Below are 15,562 nucleotides of genomic sequence, written 5' to 3' on the forward strand. Positions count from 1 at the left end.
CCGTTTGCCACCGCTGCCATCCATGTCCACCACCACGCCCGCGGCCGAGCCGCGCCTGACCTCGCTCTCCCACGGCGGCGGCTGCGGCTGCAAGATCGCGCCTGGCGTGCTGTCCGAGATCCTGAAGAACCAGGGCGGCCTGCCCGTGCCGCCCGAGCTGCTGGTCGGCATCGAGACCGCCGACGATGCCGCCGTCTACCGGCTCAACGACCAGCAGGCGCTGATCGCCACGACCGACTTCTTCATGCCCATCGTGGACGACCCGCACGACTTCGGCCGCATCGCCGCGACCAATGCCATCTCCGACGTCTACGCCATGGGCGGCCAGCCCATCCTGGCACTGGCCATCGTGGGCATGCCGGTCAACGTGCTGTCCACCGCGACCATCGGCCGCATCCTGGCGGGCGGCCAGTCGGTCTGCCAGGCGGCGGGCATCCCCATTGCGGGCGGGCACACCATCGATTCGGTGGAACCGATCTACGGCCTGGTGGCGCTGGGCCTGGTGCACCCGGACCGCGTGCGCCGCAACGCCGGCGCGCAAGTGGGCGACCGTCTGGTGCTGGGCAAGCCGTTGGGCGTGGGCGTGCAGTCGGCCGCGTTCAAGAAGCAGTTGCTCGACGCCGCCGGCTACGCCCGCATGATGGCCACCACCACCCAGCTCAACACCCCCGGCCCGGCCCTGGCCGCGCTGCCCGGCGTGCATGCGCTGACCGACGTGACGGGCTTCGGCATCGCCGGCCATGGCCTGGAGGTGGCGCGCGGCGCCAACTGCCAGGTGCTGCTGGACTGGGCCCGCGTGCCCGTGCTGGAGGGCGTGCGCGAACTCGTCGCGGCCGGCTGCGTGACGGGCGCCTCGGGCCGGAACTGGCTGGGCTACGGCGCCGAGGTGGCGAGCGGCCTGCCGGATGCCGAGCGCGCGCTGCTGACCGATCCGCAGACCAGCGGCGGCCTGCTGGTTTCCTGTGCGCCCGACAGCGTGGGCGCGGTGCTGGCGCTGTTCGGCCAGCACGGTTTCGCGCAGGCCGCCGAGATCGGCGAGGTGCAGGCCTGGGCCGGCGGGCCCCGCCTCATCGTGCGCTGACCGCTCCCGCGCGCAGACTCGACCCCCGCACCAGCAGCTGCCCCTGCAGCACGATGCGCCGCGGCGCCCGGTCGGGTTCGGCCAGGCGCTGCAGCAGCAGTTCGGCCGCGCTGCGGCCGATGTCCTGGGTCGGCTGGGCCAGCACGGTGATGGCCGGCTCCGTCATGGTGGTCCAGTCGTTGTCGTCGAAGCCGGCCAGGGCCAGGTCGTGCGGCAGTGCCAGCGCGGCGGCGCGGGCGGCGCGCCAGGCGCCCAGCAACAGCAGGCCGCTGGTGGCGAGCAGGGCGTCGGGCCGCGTGCCTGGCGGCTCGGCCAGCAGCTGCGCCGCGCCCTCCTGGCCGGCCTGGGCGTCGGGCCGCAGCGCCAGCACGCGCGGCGCCAGGCCGGCCTCGCGCAGCGCGGCCTCGTAGCCGGCCTGGCGCTGGCGACCGGTGGTGCTGTGACTACCGGCCAGCAGCGCGATGCGCCGGCAGCCCTGGGCCAGCAGGTGGCGCGTGAGCTCACCGGCCGCGGCGACGTTGTCCAGCAGCACGGCGTCGGCCGCGTTGGAAGCGGGTGCGCGGTCCACCATCACCAGCGGGAACGGCCAGGGACCGTTCCGCGGACGTTCGGTGAACTCCAGCGTGGGCGCGAGGATCACGCCGCTGGCGCGCTCGTCGGCCATCAGCTCCAGGTAGGACTGCTCCTTGGCCGGGTCTTCATCGCTGTTGCACAGGATCAACCGCAGCCCGGCGGCATAGGCCATGTCTTCCACGGCGCGGCTGATGGCGGTGAAGAAGGGGTTGCGGATGTCGGCCACCACCAGGCCGATCAGCGAAGTGCGGCGCTGGCGCAGCCGCCGTGCCGCCAGGCTGGGCCGCCAACCCAGCTCGGCGATGGCCTGCTGCACGCGCTCGCGCAGCGCGGGGCGCACGGCATCGGCGTCGGTCAGCACGCGCGAGACGGTGGTCGTCGACACGCCAGCGCGCTGCGCCACATCCTTGATGCTGGGACTGGTCGGGCTGGCGAGCATGGACGACATGGGCGGGTCTGATTTGGTATCGATTCCTTGATTTTCAGGCGGGATTCTCCTGTGATTGGACAAGATTTATCGGTGTTTACCCTTGTTTTTGGTGTGATGCCGATGGGTTCTATGGACCAATGGCTTTCTCTTGCGGAATAATTTTGGAATCGATTCCAGAACTTGGAGACACGCTTGGAACCCCTCCCCACTCCCGTGGAAGTCCGCCTCGCGGCCAGCCCGGCCGACCGCGACGACGCCGTGCGCAGCGCCGGCGCGTTGCTGGTGCAGGCCGGCTTCTGTGATGCCGGCTACGTCGCCAGCCTGCTGCGGCGCGAGCAGGTCGCCACCACCTACCTGGGCCAGGGCGTGGCCATCCCGCATGGCATGGTCGAAGACAAGGGCCTGGTGCGCCGCACCGGCCTGGCGGTGCTGCAGGTGCCGGATGGCGTGGCCTGGGGCAGCGCCGACAAGCCCGTGCGCCTGGTCGTGGCCATCGCCGCGGCATCGGACGAGCACATCACCGTGCTGCGCCGGCTCACGCGGCTCATGCAGGGCGGCAACCGCATTGCGCAGCTCGTGCGCTCGGCGCGTGCCGAGGACATCGTTGCCGCGCTGACCAGCGACGCCGCGCCCGATGCCGCCGCCGCTCCCGCGCAGGACTTCTCCCTGGGCCTGGACCTCACGCTGAACTACCCGAATGGCCTGCACGCCCGCCCGGCCGGGCAGTGGGCGCAGCTGGCCGCGCGCTTCCAGGCCGCGCTGCGCGTGCGCCATGGCGAGGCCGTGGCCGATGCGCGCAACATGGCCGCGCTGCTGAGCCTGGGCGCTGGCCGCGGTGCGGCACTGCGCCTGTCTGCCCAGGGCCCGGACGCCGAGGCTGCCCTGGCCGCGCTGCGCGATCTGGTGCAGCGCCTGGGCGACGAGGAAACGCGCCAGGCCGAGCTGGCCGCCGCCCGCCAGTCGCAGGCCCAGGGCCTGGGCCGCGTGCTGGGCGACTGGCAGCCGGCCGCACGCCAGACCATCAGCGGCATTGCGGCGAGCCCGGGCCTGGTGATCGGTACGCTGGTCAGCGCCGAAGCCGGCGCGCTGGAGGTGGCCGACCAGCACCAGGGCTTCGCCGAAGACGCCGCGCTGCTCGACCGCGCCCTGAACGCCGCTGCCGCGCAGATCTACCACCTGGCCGAGCAGGCCCGCGCCCAGGGCCGCGCCGAGCAGGCCGGCATCTTCGACGCGCACGGCCAGATGCTGCGCGACCCGGCGCTGCTGCGCGAGGTCAGCCGCCTGGTGGTGCAGGGCCATGGCGCGGCCTGGGCCTGGCGCCATGTGCTGGCCGAGCGCGTGGCCGCCCAGCGCGCCGTGGCCGATGCCGTGCTGGCCGCGCGCGCGGCCGACCTGCAGGACGTGGGCGAGCGCGTGCTGCGCCACCTGCTGGGCCGCGGCGACGACGCCGGCACCGACCCTTCCACCTGGCCGCGCGACGCGCTGCTGCTGGCCGACGATCTCTCGCCCTCGGTCACCGCGCAGATCGACGTGCAGCGCGTCAAGGGCTTTTGCACCGCGCGTGGCGGCCCCACCGCGCACACCGCCATCCTGGCGCGCGCGTTGGGCCTGCCGGCCGTGGTGGCCGCCGGCCCCGGCGTGCTGCATCTGGCGCCGGGCGAGCGCGCCATCCTCGATGGCTACCGCGGCCAGTTGCACGTGGCGCCCACCGAGGAGGCACTGCTGCAAACCCAGGCCATGGTCGAGCGCCTGGCCCGCCACCAGGCCGAGGAAGCCGCCAGCCGCCTGCAACCCGCCACCACCACCGATGGCCACACCGTCGAGATCGCTGCCAACGTGAACCGCGCCGACCAGGTGGCACGTGCGCTGGAGCAGGGCGCCGAGGGCGTGGGCCTGATGCGCACCGAGTTCCTGTTCCTCGAACGCGACCACGCGCCCGACGAGGAGGAGCAGTTCGCCGTCTACCAGGCCATGGTGCAGGCCATGGGCGGGCGCCCGCTGATCGTGCGCACGCTGGACATCGGCGGCGACAAGCAGGTGCCGCACCTGAACCTGCCGGTGGAAGAGAACCCCTTCCTCGGCGTGCGCGGCGCGCGCCTGTGCCTGCAGCGCGACGACCTGCTCATGCCGCAGCTGCGCGCCCTGGTGCGCGCCGCGCAGACGGGCCCGCTGTCCATCATGTTCCCGATGATCAGCACGGTGGACGAGGTGCGCCAGCTCAAGGCGCGGCTGGCCGGGGTGCAGCAGCAACTCGGCATGGCGGGCCGGGCCATTCCCGTCGGCATCATGATCGAGGTGCCCTCGGCCGCGCGCATGGCCGACCGGCTCGCCGCGCACGTGGACTTCTTCTCCATCGGCACCAACGACCTCACGCAGTACACGCTGGCCGTGGACCGCCAACACCCGCAACTGGCCGGCATGGCCGACAGCCTGCACCCGGCCGTGCTGCGCCTGGTGGCCGACACCGTGGCCGGCGCGCGCCGGCATGGCCGCTGGGTCGGCGTGTGCGGCGGCTTGGCGGGCGAGCCGCTGGGCGCTGCGCTGCTGGCCGGCCTGGGCGTGCAGGAACTCAGCATGAGCGTGGGCGACCTCACCGCCATCAAGGCGCTGCTGCGCCGGCACAGCCTGGCCGAGCTGCAGGCCCTGGCGCAACGGGCGCTGGACATGGACGACGGCGACCAGGTGCGCGCACTCGGCGCGCAGCTGCGCGCCGCACCGGAGCGCGTGTGATGGCCGACGCGATCCAGGTCATCACCTTGACGCCCAACCCGGCGATCGACCACACCGTCACCTTGGAGCGCCTGGTGCCCGGTGCCGTGCACCGGGCGCGGGCCGAGCAGTTCGAGGCCGGCGGCAAGGGCATCGGCGTGGCCGCCGTGCTGGCCGCGCTGGGCGTGCGCGTGGCCGCGGGCGGCTGGCTCGGCGCGGAGAACCCGCAGCGCTTCGAGCGCAGCTTCGCGCAGGCCGGCATCGTGGACGCCATGTGGCGCGTGCCCGGCCGCACCCGCACCAACATCAAGCTGGCCGATGCCGCGCTTGGCGAGACCACCGACATCAATCTGCCCGGCATCGCCTTCGACCCTGTGCTGCAGGCCGGCGCCGAGGTCGGACTGCTGCAAACGCTGGTGCCGCTGGTCGGCCCCGGCACCTGGGTCACGCTGGCCGGCAGCCTGCCGCCGGGCGTGACGCCGGCCGACATGGCGCGCGTGGCGACCACGCTGCGCGGTCATGGCGCGCGGCTCATGGTGGACACGAGCGGCACCGCGCTGCGCGCGCTGCTGGCCGCGCTGCAGCCCGCGCCCGACTTCATCAAGCCCAACCGCGCCGAGCTCGAAGAGCTGGTCGGCCGCCCGCTGCCCACCGTGGCGGCCGTGGCCGACGCGGCGGCGCAGCTGCAGCAGGACGGCATCGCGCTCGTCGTGGTGTCCATGGGCGGCGACGGCGCCGTCATCGCCAGCGGCGGTGCGCGCTGGTTTGCCGCCACGCCGCGCGTGCGGGTGGCCACCACGGTCGGCGCGGGCGATGCGCTGGTCGCCGGCACGCTGGGCGCGTTGATCGCCGGCCGTGCGCCGCTGGACGCCGCCGTCTTCGGCATGGCCTGCGCGGCTGCGCGCATCCAGCGCATCGCGCCCGGTCTGCCGCCGCTTCCCGAGATCGACGCGCTGGCCGCGCAGATCGTTCCGCAATCCATCTGACACGCACGGAGACAACCCCCATGGCCCAACTCTTCGCCATCGCCGCCAGCCAGGCCGGCCCCGCCCACAGCTTCATGCTGGGCGAGGCGCTGCTGGCCGCCGCCGCCCGCCTCGGGCACGACCTCAAGCTGCGCGTGGTCAGCAGCTTCGGCACGCAGGAAGGCTTCTCGGCCGAGGAACTGGCCCAGGCGCAGGCCGTGATCCTGGCGGCCGACGCGGGCAGCGGCATCGACCGCGGCGCGCTGCCGGCCGACAAGCTGCTGGAAGTGGCGCCCGAGGCCGTGTTCCGCGATGCCGGCGAGGTCGTGCAGCAGGCGCTCGCGCGGCTGGGCATGGCCGCCGCCGGGCCCGTGGCGCAGGCGGCCGCCGAGCCGCTGCGCATCGTGGCCATCACCTCCTGCCCCACCGGCGTGGCCCACACCTTCATGGCCGCCGAGGCGCTGGAGCAGGGCGCCAAGGCGCTGGGCCACCGGATCCATGTGGAGACGCAGGGCTCGGTCGGCGCGCAGAACGCGCTCACGGCCCAGGCCATCGCCGAGGCCGACCTCGTGCTGATCGCGGCCGACACCCAGGTCGACCGCGCGCGCTTCGCCGGCAAGCGGCTCTACAGCGCCAGCACCAAGGCCGCCATCCACGACGCGGCGGCGCTGATCGGCAAGGCCCGGGCCGAGGCCGCGCCCTGGCAGGCGGCGTCGGCCACCGCCGCGGCCCCGGCCGGCGCGCAGAAGGCCTCTGCCAGCGGCCCCTACAAGCACCTCATGACCGGCGTGTCCTTCATGCTGCCCTTCGTGGTGGCGGGCGGGCTGCTGATCGCGCTGGCCTTCGCGCTGGGCGGCATCTATGTCTACGACGACGCGCACCAGGGCACCATCGGCTGGTCGCTGTTCCAGGTCGGCGCCAAGGCGGCCTTCGCGCTGATGGTGCCGGCGCTGGCGGGCTACATCGCGTTCTCCATCGCCGACCGGCCCGGCATCGCGCCCGGCATGGTCGGCGGCATGCTGGCCGGCACCGTGGGCGCGGGCTTCCTGGGCGGCATCGCGGCCGGCTTCATCGCGGGCTATGCCGTCAAGTGGCTGAACCAGTGGATCCGCCTGCCGCGCGGGCTGGAGGGGCTCAAGCCCGTGCTGCTGCTGCCGCTGCTGGGCTCTGCCATCGTCGGCCTGCTGATGCTGATGGTCATCGGCCACCCCGTGGCCGCGGCCATGACGGCGCTGACCGAGTTCCTCAAGGGCATGCAGAGCTCGAGCGCCGTGCTGCTGGGCATCGTGCTCGGCGCGATGATGGCCGCCGACATGGGCGGCCCCATCAACAAGGCGGCTTACGTGTTCTCCACCTCGCTGATCGCCAGCGGCGTGGCCACGCCCATGGCCGCCGCCATGGCCGCGGGCATGGTGCCGCCGCTGGGCATCGCGCTGGCTTGCCGGCTGTTCGCGAGCCGCTTCTCGGCCGAGGAGCGCGAGGCCAGCAAGGCCGCCGCCGTGCTGGGCCTGGCCTTCATCACCGAGGGCGCCATTCCCTACGTGGCACGCGATCCGCTGCGCGTGATCCCGGCCTGCGTGCTGGGCGCGGCCACGGCCGGCGCGCTGTCCATGTGGTGGGGCGTGGCGCTGCAGGCGCCGCACGGCGGCGTGTTCGTGCTGGCGATTCCCAACGCGGTGAACCATGTGCTGCTGTATGGCGCGGCCATCGTCGCGGGCACGGTGGTCACGGCATTGGCATTGGGCTTGTTCAAGAAGAAGATCGCCGCATGAGCGCCAGGGAGAGGGGCCCCGCCTGCGGGGATCGGACCAGCGAATGCGGCAGGGGCGCCGACGGCGCTACGCTGCAACACACACCACTTGGCGGAGGCGCTGCATGAACATGGACATCAGCCGCGACACCCAGCTGTGCATGTCGCTGTCGGGCCGGCCCGGCAACTTCGGCACGCGCTTTCACAACCATCTGTACCGTGCGCTGGGCCTGGACTACGTCTACAAGGCCTTCACCACCACCGACCTGCCGGCCGCCATCGGCGGCGTGCGGGCCCTGGGTATCCGCGGCTGCGCCGTGAGCATGCCGTTCAAGGAGGCCTGCATCCCGCTGCTGGACGAACTGCAGCCCTCGGCCGCGCGGCTGCAGTCGGTCAACACCATCGTCAACGAGGGCGGGCGGCTGATCGCCCACAACACCGACTACGTGGCCGTGGCTGCGCTCCTTGAGACCCACGCCGTGGACCCGGCCAGCCGCTTCGTGCTGCGCGGCAGTGGCGGCATGGGCCGTGCCGTGCTGGCCGCGCTGGTGGACCATGGCCTGGGCGGCTGCGTGGTGGCGCGCAACGCGCAGGCCGGCCCGGCCGTGGCCGCGCTGCACGGCCTGGCCTGGCAGGGCGAGCTGGGCGATGCGCACCAGGCCGAGGGCGCCTGGCTGGTGAACGTCACGCCGCTGGGCATGGCGGGTGCGCAGGCCGACGCGCAGGCGTTCCCCGACGACTGGATCGCCCGCGCGGCCGGTGTCTTCGACGTGGTGGCCCTGCCGGCCGAGACGCCGCTGCTGCGCGCCGCGCGCCGGCTGGGCAGGCCCGTGATCGGCGGCGACGAGGTCATCGTGCTGCAGGCGGTGGAGCAGTTCGTGCTGTACACCGGCGTGCGGCCCGATGCGGCCCAGATCGCCGCCGCCGCCGCGCACGCGCGCGCCGTGTGAGATGCTGCGGGCGCGCCCGCAACGCAACGGAGACAAGTCCATGGACCCCCTCAACATCCTCGTCGCCCAGGGCGGCGGCCCCACCGCCGTCATCAACCAGTCGCTCGCCGGTGTCGTGCTGGAGGCCAGGCGCCATGCCGGCATCGGCGCCGTCTACGGTGCGCGCCACGGCGTCAAGGGCATCGTGCGCGACGACCTGGTGGACCTGGGCGGCCTCGGCGCCGACGTGCTGGAGCAGGTGGCTGCCACGCCGGCCGCCGCGCTCGGCTCCACGCGCGACAAGCCCGACGCGGCCTACTGCGCCGCCATCTTCGAGGTGCTGCGCGCGCGGGCCATCGGCCAGTTCTTCTACATCGGCGGCAACGACTCGTCAGACACCGTGCGCATCGTCAGCGAATCAGCCCAGGCGCAGGGCTACCCGCTTCGCTGCATCCACATCCCCAAGACCATCGACAACGACCTGATGGGCAACCACCACACCCCCGGCTACCCCTCGGCGGCGCGCTTCGTGGCCCAGGCCTTCGCCGGCGCCGACCTGGACAACGCGGCGCTGCCCGGGGTCTACATCGGCGTGGTGATGGGCCGCCATGCCGGCTTCCTGACGGCGGCGGCCGCCGCGGCGCGCCAGCATCCGGACGACGGCCCGCACCTGGTCTACCTGCCCGAGCGCGTGTTCGACACCGAGCGCTTCGTGGCCGACGTCCAGGCCACGGTGCAGCGCCTGGGCCGCTGCGTGGTGGCGGTGTCCGAAGGCATCCACGGCGCCGACGGCCAGCCCATCCTGGCCCAGCTGGGCAAGGCGCTGGCGCGCGACGCGCACGGCAACGTGCAGCTGTCGGGCACGGGTGCGCTGGCCGACCTGCTGTGCGAGCAGATCAAGGCGCGGCTGGGGCTGTCGCGCGTGCGCGGCGACACGCTGGGTTACCTGCAGCGCTCGTTCGTCGGATGCGTTTCCGACATGGACCAGCAGGGGGCCCGGGCCGTGGGCGAGCAGGCCGTGCGCTATGCCATGCAGGGCCATGCGGCCGGCTCGGTGGCGGTGCAGCGCGGCGCCGACGGGAGCGCGCAGTACCCGCTGATCCCGTTGTCCGCGGTGGCCGCGCGCACGCGCACCATGGACGACGCCTTCATCGCCGCCAGCGCCAACGACGTGACGCCGGCCTTCCTGGACTACCTGCGGCCGCTGCTGGGCAGCGGGCTGGCACAGCCGCAGCGGCTGCGCTTGCCGGTGGTGCCGCGCCGGGCCTGAGCGGCGCCTCAGGCTGCCGGCAGCACCTGCCGCAGGAAGGCGGAGATGTCGGCGATCTCGCGCGGGTGCACGCTGTGCGGCATCGGGTAGGTGTGCCACTGCACGTTGTAGCCCAGCGCCTCGAGCGCCGCGCGCGATTCCTCGGCGCGTGGCAGCACCACCACCGGGTCGGCCGTGCCGTGCGCCATGAAGATCGGCGTGTCGGCGTTGGCCGCATGCCGCTCGGCCGCCAGGTTGCCGGCCAGCGGCAGGTAGCCCGACAGCGCCATCAGCCCGGCCAGCCGCTGGGGATGGCGCAGGCCGGTGTGCAGCGTCATGGCGCAGCCCTGCGAGAAGCCGGCCAGCACGATGCGGCTGGCCGGGATGCCGCGCGCCACCTCGTGCGCGATCAGCGCCTCGATGGCGAGCTCCGAGCGGGCGATGCCCTCGGCGTCCTCGCGGCGCACCAGGTCGGGCGCGAAGATGTCGTACCAGGCCGGCATCTCGAAGCCGTTGTTGATCGTCACCGGCATCACCGGCGCATGCGGGAACACGAAGCGGATCGGCGCGCAGCCGGACAGGTCCAGCTCGGGCACGATGGCGGCGAAGTCGTCGCCGCTGGCGCCCAGGCCGTGCAACCAGATGACGGCGGCGGTCGGCGACGGGGCGGATTCGATCTGGATGGCGTCGAGCAGGGTGTTCATGGCGTGCGGGCAGGCAAAAGCCCGATGTTAGGGCGGGCGCCGCCATGCGTCGCTGCGGCGCAACGCGGTGCGAGAGAATTTGAGAAGCATTCTCAACTGTGGGCCGACAATCCAGCCATTTCCGCCACCGGGCACCGCGCCTCTTTCCGACCGACCATGCGAAGAATCCTCCCTGCCGCGTCCGCCGCCGTCGCGCTCGCGCTGCCCTGGTCCGTCCAGGCCCAGACCTCCACCCTGGACACCGTGGACGTGCGCGCCGAGCGCAGCCGCGGCTTCGTGCCCAATACCGTGGAGGCCGGCACCTTCCGTGGCGCCGACATCATGGACGTGCCGGCCACGGTGAACGCCATCACCAGCGCCGTGATCGAACTGCAGGACGCAGACAGCCTCTACGACGTGGTGCGCAACACCGCCGGCGTGACGCGCCAGCAGAACGGCGGCGAGACCTTCGACCAGCTCGTGATCCGCGGCATCGGCGTGGAGAACCGCACCAACTACCGTCTCAACGGCTCGCTGGCGATCCCCAACATCTCCGAGATCCCGATGGAGAACAAGGAGCGCGTGGAGGTGCTCAAGGGCGCCTCGGCGCTGTACTACGGCTTCACCTCGCCGGCCGGCGTGGTCAACTTCGTGACCAAGCGTGCCGGTGCCACGCCGGTGGCCACCATCGGCATGCGGGCGGACAACCGCGGCGGCCTGCAGGGCCTGGTCGACGTGGGCCGCCAGTTCGGCGACGAGAACCAGTACGGCCTGCGCGTCAACGCGGCGGGCGGCCGGATCGGTTCGGCCATGGACGGCGTGGACGGCAACCGCCAGGCCTATTCGGCCGCGTTCGACTGGCGCGTCAGTTCGCGGCTCGTGCTGAAGGCCGACCTCGAGCGCTACCACCGCTCCATCGTGGAACAGGCCGGCATCGCACGGCTGGCTGCGGTGGGCGGCGTGATCGCGCTGCCGGCCGTGCCGGACCCGACCAAGCTGCTGGGCCCGAGCTGGGCGAACTTCGACGCCACCGTCACCAACATGCAGCTGCGTGCCGACTATTCGATCAGCGACAGCTGGGCGCTGCTGCTGGAGGCCGGCCGCTCCGAGGGCGAACGCGACCGGCGCCTGGCCAGCTTCAGCAACTACAACGTGGCGACCGGCGCCGGCCGCATCACCGGCAACGTGCAGCACCTGGAGCAGAGCTCGCAGCTGCTGCGCGGCGAACTGTTCGGCAGCTTCGCCGCGGGCGGCGTGCAGCACGAGCTGACGCTCGGCGTGGCGCAGAACCGCCGCACGCAGGACCCGGTCTACAGCCGCAACTACGGCGGCGCCAGCGTCACGCAGAACCTGTACAACCCCGTCGCGATCGGCGCGCTGGCGGTGGGCAACCTGCCGGCGCAGCCCACGGCCGGCAGCCAGGACACCACCGACCTGGGCCTGTACGCGCTGGACCGCATCGTGCTGTCGCCGCAGTGGCAGGTCGTTGCCGGCCTGCGCCACACGCGCTACGAGAGCACGCAGGGCGCGAGCAGCACCGTGCCGCAGATCGACTACAACGTGCGCAAGACCACGCCGCTGGCCGCCGTCACCTACAAGTTCACGCCGCAGCTGGCCGTCTATGTGTCGTACGCCAGGGGCGTGGAAGAGGGCGACGCAGCACCCGCCGGCACCACCAACCAGAACGAACGCCTGGCGCCGGGTGTCAGCAAGCAGAAGGAGCTCGGCATGCGCTGGCAGGCGCCGAGCGGCACGCTGCTGTCGGCCGCGCTGTTCGACCTGCAGCGCCCGGGCGCCTACACCGACGCTGCGAACACCTTCGTCGGCAGCGGCCGCGTGGCAGTGCGCGGGCTGGAGCTGTCGGCCCAGGGCCAATTGACGCGCGCGCTGGCCTGGCAGGTCTCGGCCACGGCGCTCGATGCCGAGTTCAAGGGCATCAACGCTCAGTACAACGGCAAGACGCCCGAGAACACCGCCAAGCGCACCGCCAGTGCCTTCCTCTCTTACGACATCGCAGCGCTGCCAGGCCTGTCGGTCAACGGCGGCGCGTTCTACACCGGACGCCGGCCGGTGGACGACCTGGACCAGGCTGACATCGGGGGCGTGACCGTGTTCGACGCCGGCATGCGCTACGTGACGCGCGTGCTGGGCAAGCGCACGCAGTGGCAGCTCAACCTGGAGAACCTGGCCGACAAACGCTACTGGGCCGCCGCCGGCACGCGGCTGGCCGTGGGCGCGCCGCGCACAGTGAAGGCCGTCGTCAAGGTCGACCTTTGACACTGCGCCCGCTGCGCTGGTGGCTGACGCAGCTGCACTGGCTGCTGGGCATCACCGCCGGCACGGTGCTGGTGCTGGTCGGCCTGACGGGCGCGCTGATGGCTTTGCGCGCCGAGATCGTCGAGGCGCTGCATCCCCAGCTGTTCCAGCGCGCAGCGCCCACGCCGCAGGCGCAGCCGCTGGCACCCGCCGAGCTGGTGGCGCGCCTGCAGGCGGCCGGCAGCGCGCGCGTGCAGACGCTCACCTTGCATGCGGCGCCCGGCCGGCCCGTGCGCGTGGGCTTTGCGCCCGCGCCGGGCGCGCGCCGTGGCGCGCAGCACTGGGCCGACCCGTGGACGGCCGAGCTGCTGCCCGAGCCGCGTGCCGATGCGCTGTTCGAGCCTGTCGAGGAGCTGCACCGCTGGCTGCTGCTGCCGCGCGAGGCCGGCAAGCTCGTCACCGGCACGCTGGCCGCGGCGCTGCTGTTGCTGGCGCTGAGCGGCCTGGTCCTGCGCTGGCCGCGGCGGCCGCTGGATTGGCGCGCCTGGCTGCGGCTGGACTGGCGGCTGCGCGGCCGCGCCTTCCTTTGGAACCTGCACGCCGTGGCCGGCACGCTGGCGCTGCTGTGCTACCTGGTCTCGGGCCTGACGGGCGTGTACTGGGGCTTCGCGGTGGTGCGCACGGCCATCGACGCTGCCGCCGGCGAAGGCCAGGCGGCACGCGCCGAGCGCACCGGGCGCGGCGCGGATGCCGCAGCTGCCGCAGCCGCGCAGCCGCCCGACCTCGGCCGGCTGTGGCAGGGCTTCCTGCAGGCCAGTGGTGGCGACTGGAGCCAGGTCACGCTGCGCCTGCCGGCACGCGCGGCGCCGCGCGTGGAGCTCACCTACCTGCGCGCCGTGCCCGAGCACGACCGTGCCCGCAACCGCCTCTACCTGGACGCCGCCACCGGCGCGGCGGCCGAGCACCGGCGCTATGCCGAGCTGCCGGTCGCCAACCGGTTGCTCAACAGCGTCTATCCGCTGCACACCGGCAGCTACTGGGGCTGGCCGGGCCGTGTGGCGATGGCGCTGGCCGCGGCCGCGCTGGCGCTGTTCGCGGTCACCGGCTGGTTGCTGTACCTGGACCGGCGCCGCGCCCAGGCGGCCGTGCGCGCCGAGCGGCGGCGCCTGGGCCCCGGGCCCACGGGGGGCGCTGACGGCGGCGCCGATGGAGAGGGCGTGCTGGTGGCCTACGCCAGCCAGACCGGCCGTGCCGAGCGCATTGCCTGGCAAACGGCTGCCGCCCTGCGCGAGGCCGGCCTGGCCGCCCAGGTGCGCTCGTTGGCCGCGCTGGCACCTGCCGAACTGCTGCGCCATCCGCGCCTGCTGCTGGTGGCCAGCAGCTTCGGCGAAGGCGAGCCGCCCGACGCCGTGCGCGGCTTCGCCCAGCGCCTGGCGCAACTGGCAGCGCCGCTGCAGGCGGGGCCGGCCTACGGCCTGCTGGCGCTGGGCAACCAGCAGTACCCCGCCTTCTGCGGCTTCGGCCGTGCGCTGGATGGGCAGCTGCGGCGGCTCGGCGCGCAGGCCCTGTTCGCGCCGGTGGAGATGGACGATGGCGATGCCGGCGCGCTGGCCCGCTGGCGCCAGAGCGTGGGCACCGCCTTCGGCCGCGTGCTCGGCGGGCTGGCCATGGCGGACGAGGCGCCGTGGCTGGCCGCCACGCTGGCCGACCGCCGCCTGCTGAACGCCGGCAGCCAGGGCGGCCCGCTGGTGGAGGTGGCGCTGGCGCTCCCGCCCGGCACGCACTGGGCGCCGGGGGCACTGGCCGAGGTGCTGGTGGCCGATGGCAGTGCGCCGCGCAGCTACTCGGTGGCCTCGCTGCCCGCCGATGGCCCGCTGCAACTGCTGGTGCGCCAGCAGCAGCGCGCCGACGGCAGCCTGGGCCTGGCCTCGGGCTGGCTGACGCAGGCCGCGCCCCTTGGCGCGCAGGTGCGGCTGTGCCTGCTGGTCAACCCGGGTTTCGCGCTGGTGGAGGACGCGCGGCCCTGCATCTTCATCGGCAACGGCTCGGGCTATGCCGGCCTGCGCGCGCACCTGCGCGAACGCGTGCGGCGCGGCCACGGCCGCAACTGGCTGCTCTACGGCGAGCGCCAGGCCGCGCACGACGCCTTCGTGCGGCACGACTTGCAGGCCTGGCAGGCGGCCGGCCTGCTGGCACGGGCCGACCTGGCGTACTCGCGCGATGGCGCCGGCGGGCCACGCTACGTGCAGGACAGCCTGCGCGCGGCCGCCGGCCTGTTGCGCCAGTGGGTCGACGAGGGGGCGGTGCTCTACGTCTGCGGCAGCCTGGCCGGCATGGCGCAGGGCGTGGACGAGGCGTTGCGCGAGGTGTTGGGCGCCGCTGTGCCGCAGGCGCTGGCCGCGGCGGGGCGCTACCGGCGGGATGTCTACTGAGACTGGCCGCTCGCCGCCTCTTTGGCGTGCAGCTTGGCCGCGATGTATTCGCCGTGCGTGACATGCAGCAGGTCGGCGATCTTCAGGATGGTGTGGTTCTCGTGCGCGGCCACGTGCAGGTCGGCATAGGCCACCGTCCACAGGGCCTCGACCAGCGCGATCTTCTGCGGCTGCGTGAAGCGCTCGTTGAGCAGGCTCGTGAAGCGGTGGTAGTCGTACAGCGCCTGGGCCTCGGCCTGCGCCAGCTCCAGCAGGCGCTCGAGTTCGTCGTCGGTCAGGTCGAACTTGCGGCGCAGCGCCGTCAGCACGGCGGCGCGCTCGGCCGGGCCGGAGCCAGGCTCGGCCCGCATGACTTCCACGAGCAGCACGGCCACGGCCAGTTGCTGGGTGTGCGCCCGCTGCGCGAGCGACTGGCCGGCGGCAGGGGCGATGAAGGCGTCGAAGAGTTCCTTGAGGGTGCGCAGCATGCGGGGCTTCGGTATGGCGGTGGACGGTGGACCCGCGC

Annotated in this window: 11 protein-coding genes; 8 read left to right on the forward strand and 3 right to left on the reverse strand. The window is 73.4% G+C overall.

All coding sequences use genetic code 11. The features are described from left to right. Positions 1-22: 22 nt before the first annotated feature. Positions 23-1,081 carry a selenide, water dikinase SelD gene (selD, locus tag ACSQ4M_RS08730; protein ID WP_436189189.1) on the forward strand — a complete coding sequence of 353 codons (1,059 nt, stop codon included), beginning with the start codon at positions 23-25 and terminating at the stop codon, positions 1,079-1,081. On the opposite strand, the gene ACSQ4M_RS08735 is transcribed toward selD, so the two are convergent. Next, the gene (locus ACSQ4M_RS08735) at positions 1,068-2,102 is read right to left on the reverse strand and encodes a LacI family DNA-binding transcriptional regulator (RefSeq protein WP_436189190.1); all 1,035 of its coding nucleotides are present in this window, start codon (positions 2,100-2,102) and stop codon (positions 1,068-1,070) included. The two genes, selD and ACSQ4M_RS08735, sit on opposite strands and share 14 nt — an antisense overlap. Before the next feature lie 195 nt (positions 2,103-2,297). Between ACSQ4M_RS08735 and ptsP the strand changes: the two genes are divergently transcribed. The 5 genes from ptsP (at position 2,298) to ACSQ4M_RS08760 (ending at position 9,707) form a co-directional block, all read left to right on the forward strand. Beyond that, positions 2,298-4,814 (forward strand): phosphoenolpyruvate--protein phosphotransferase, encoded by a 2,517-nt coding sequence (ptsP, locus tag ACSQ4M_RS08740; protein WP_436189191.1) that lies wholly within the window; start codon positions 2,298-2,300, stop codon positions 4,812-4,814. Then, a complete protein-coding gene (locus ACSQ4M_RS08745) occupies positions 4,814-5,779 on the forward strand; it encodes a 1-phosphofructokinase family hexose kinase (RefSeq protein WP_436189192.1) in 966 nt (321 codons plus the stop codon). Before ptsP ends, ACSQ4M_RS08745 begins: the two co-directional genes overlap by 1 nt. 20 nt (positions 5,780-5,799) lie before the next feature. After that, entirely contained in the window at positions 5,800-7,530 is a 1,731-nt protein-coding gene (locus ACSQ4M_RS08750; RefSeq protein WP_436189193.1) for a PTS fructose-like transporter subunit IIB, read from the forward strand. 103 nt (positions 7,531-7,633) lie between these two features. After that, on the forward strand, positions 7,634-8,458 hold the full coding sequence (locus tag ACSQ4M_RS08755; protein ID WP_436189194.1) for a shikimate 5-dehydrogenase: 825 nt from the start codon (positions 7,634-7,636) through the stop codon (positions 8,456-8,458). Between the two features lie 40 nt (positions 8,459-8,498). Further along, positions 8,499-9,707 (forward strand): 6-phosphofructokinase, encoded by a 1,209-nt coding sequence (locus ACSQ4M_RS08760; RefSeq protein ID WP_436189195.1) that lies wholly within the window; start codon positions 8,499-8,501, stop codon positions 9,705-9,707. Positions 9,708-9,715: 8 nt separating this feature from the next. Here the strand turns inward: ACSQ4M_RS08760 and ACSQ4M_RS08765 are convergent, their stop codons facing one another. Continuing rightward, entirely contained in the window at positions 9,716-10,390 is a 675-nt protein-coding gene (locus ACSQ4M_RS08765; RefSeq protein ID WP_436189196.1) for an alpha/beta hydrolase, read from the reverse strand. A gap of 156 nt (positions 10,391-10,546) precedes the next feature. Between ACSQ4M_RS08765 and ACSQ4M_RS08770 the strand changes: the two genes are divergently transcribed. Both ACSQ4M_RS08770 and ACSQ4M_RS08775 read left to right on the forward strand, forming a co-directional pair. Next, positions 10,547-12,646: a TonB-dependent siderophore receptor gene (locus ACSQ4M_RS08770; RefSeq protein WP_436189197.1), complete on the forward strand. Its 2,100-nt coding sequence runs from the start codon at positions 10,547-10,549 to the stop codon at positions 12,644-12,646. Next, complete coding sequence (locus tag ACSQ4M_RS08775; protein ID WP_436189198.1) at positions 12,643-15,057, forward strand: PepSY domain-containing protein; 2,415 nt, start codon at positions 12,643-12,645, stop codon at positions 15,055-15,057. The genes ACSQ4M_RS08770 and ACSQ4M_RS08775 overlap by 4 nt, the downstream gene beginning before the upstream one ends. Here the strand turns inward: ACSQ4M_RS08775 and ACSQ4M_RS08780 are convergent. Then, positions 15,051-15,524, reverse strand: coding sequence for a TerB family tellurite resistance protein (locus tag ACSQ4M_RS08780; RefSeq protein WP_436189199.1), 474 nt, complete (start codon positions 15,522-15,524; stop codon positions 15,051-15,053). The two genes, ACSQ4M_RS08775 and ACSQ4M_RS08780, sit on opposite strands and share 7 nt — an antisense overlap. Positions 15,525-15,562: the final 38 nt, after the last annotated feature.

The sequence above is a fragment of the Pseudorhodoferax sp. LjRoot39 genome (genome assembly GCF_964253035.1).
GTDB lineage: Bacteria > Pseudomonadota > Gammaproteobacteria > Burkholderiales > Burkholderiaceae_C > Pseudorhodoferax.

Bases quoted from the DNA above. Each gene is read 5' to 3' on its own strand.
- selD (WP_436189189.1), top strand. From the start codon at position 23: ATGTCCACCACCACGCCCGCGGCCGAGCCGCGCCTGACCTCGCTCTCC.
- ACSQ4M_RS08735 (WP_436189190.1), bottom strand. From the start codon at position 2,102: ATGTCGTCCATGCTCGCCAGCCCGACCAGTCCCAGCATCAAGGATGTG.
- ACSQ4M_RS08745 (WP_436189192.1), top strand. From the start codon at position 4,814: ATGGCCGACGCGATCCAGGTCATCACCTTGACGCCCAACCCGGCGATC.
- ACSQ4M_RS08750 (WP_436189193.1), top strand. From the start codon at position 5,800: ATGGCCCAACTCTTCGCCATCGCCGCCAGCCAGGCCGGCCCCGCCCAC.
- ACSQ4M_RS08755 (WP_436189194.1), top strand. From the start codon at position 7,634: ATGAACATGGACATCAGCCGCGACACCCAGCTGTGCATGTCGCTGTCG.
- ACSQ4M_RS08760 (WP_436189195.1), top strand. From the start codon at position 8,499: ATGGACCCCCTCAACATCCTCGTCGCCCAGGGCGGCGGCCCCACCGCC.
- ACSQ4M_RS08765 (WP_436189196.1), bottom strand. From the start codon at position 10,390: ATGAACACCCTGCTCGACGCCATCCAGATCGAATCCGCCCCGTCGCCG.
- ACSQ4M_RS08770 (WP_436189197.1), top strand. From the start codon at position 10,547: ATGCGAAGAATCCTCCCTGCCGCGTCCGCCGCCGTCGCGCTCGCGCTG.
- ACSQ4M_RS08780 (WP_436189199.1), bottom strand. From the start codon at position 15,524: ATGCTGCGCACCCTCAAGGAACTCTTCGACGCCTTCATCGCCCCTGCC.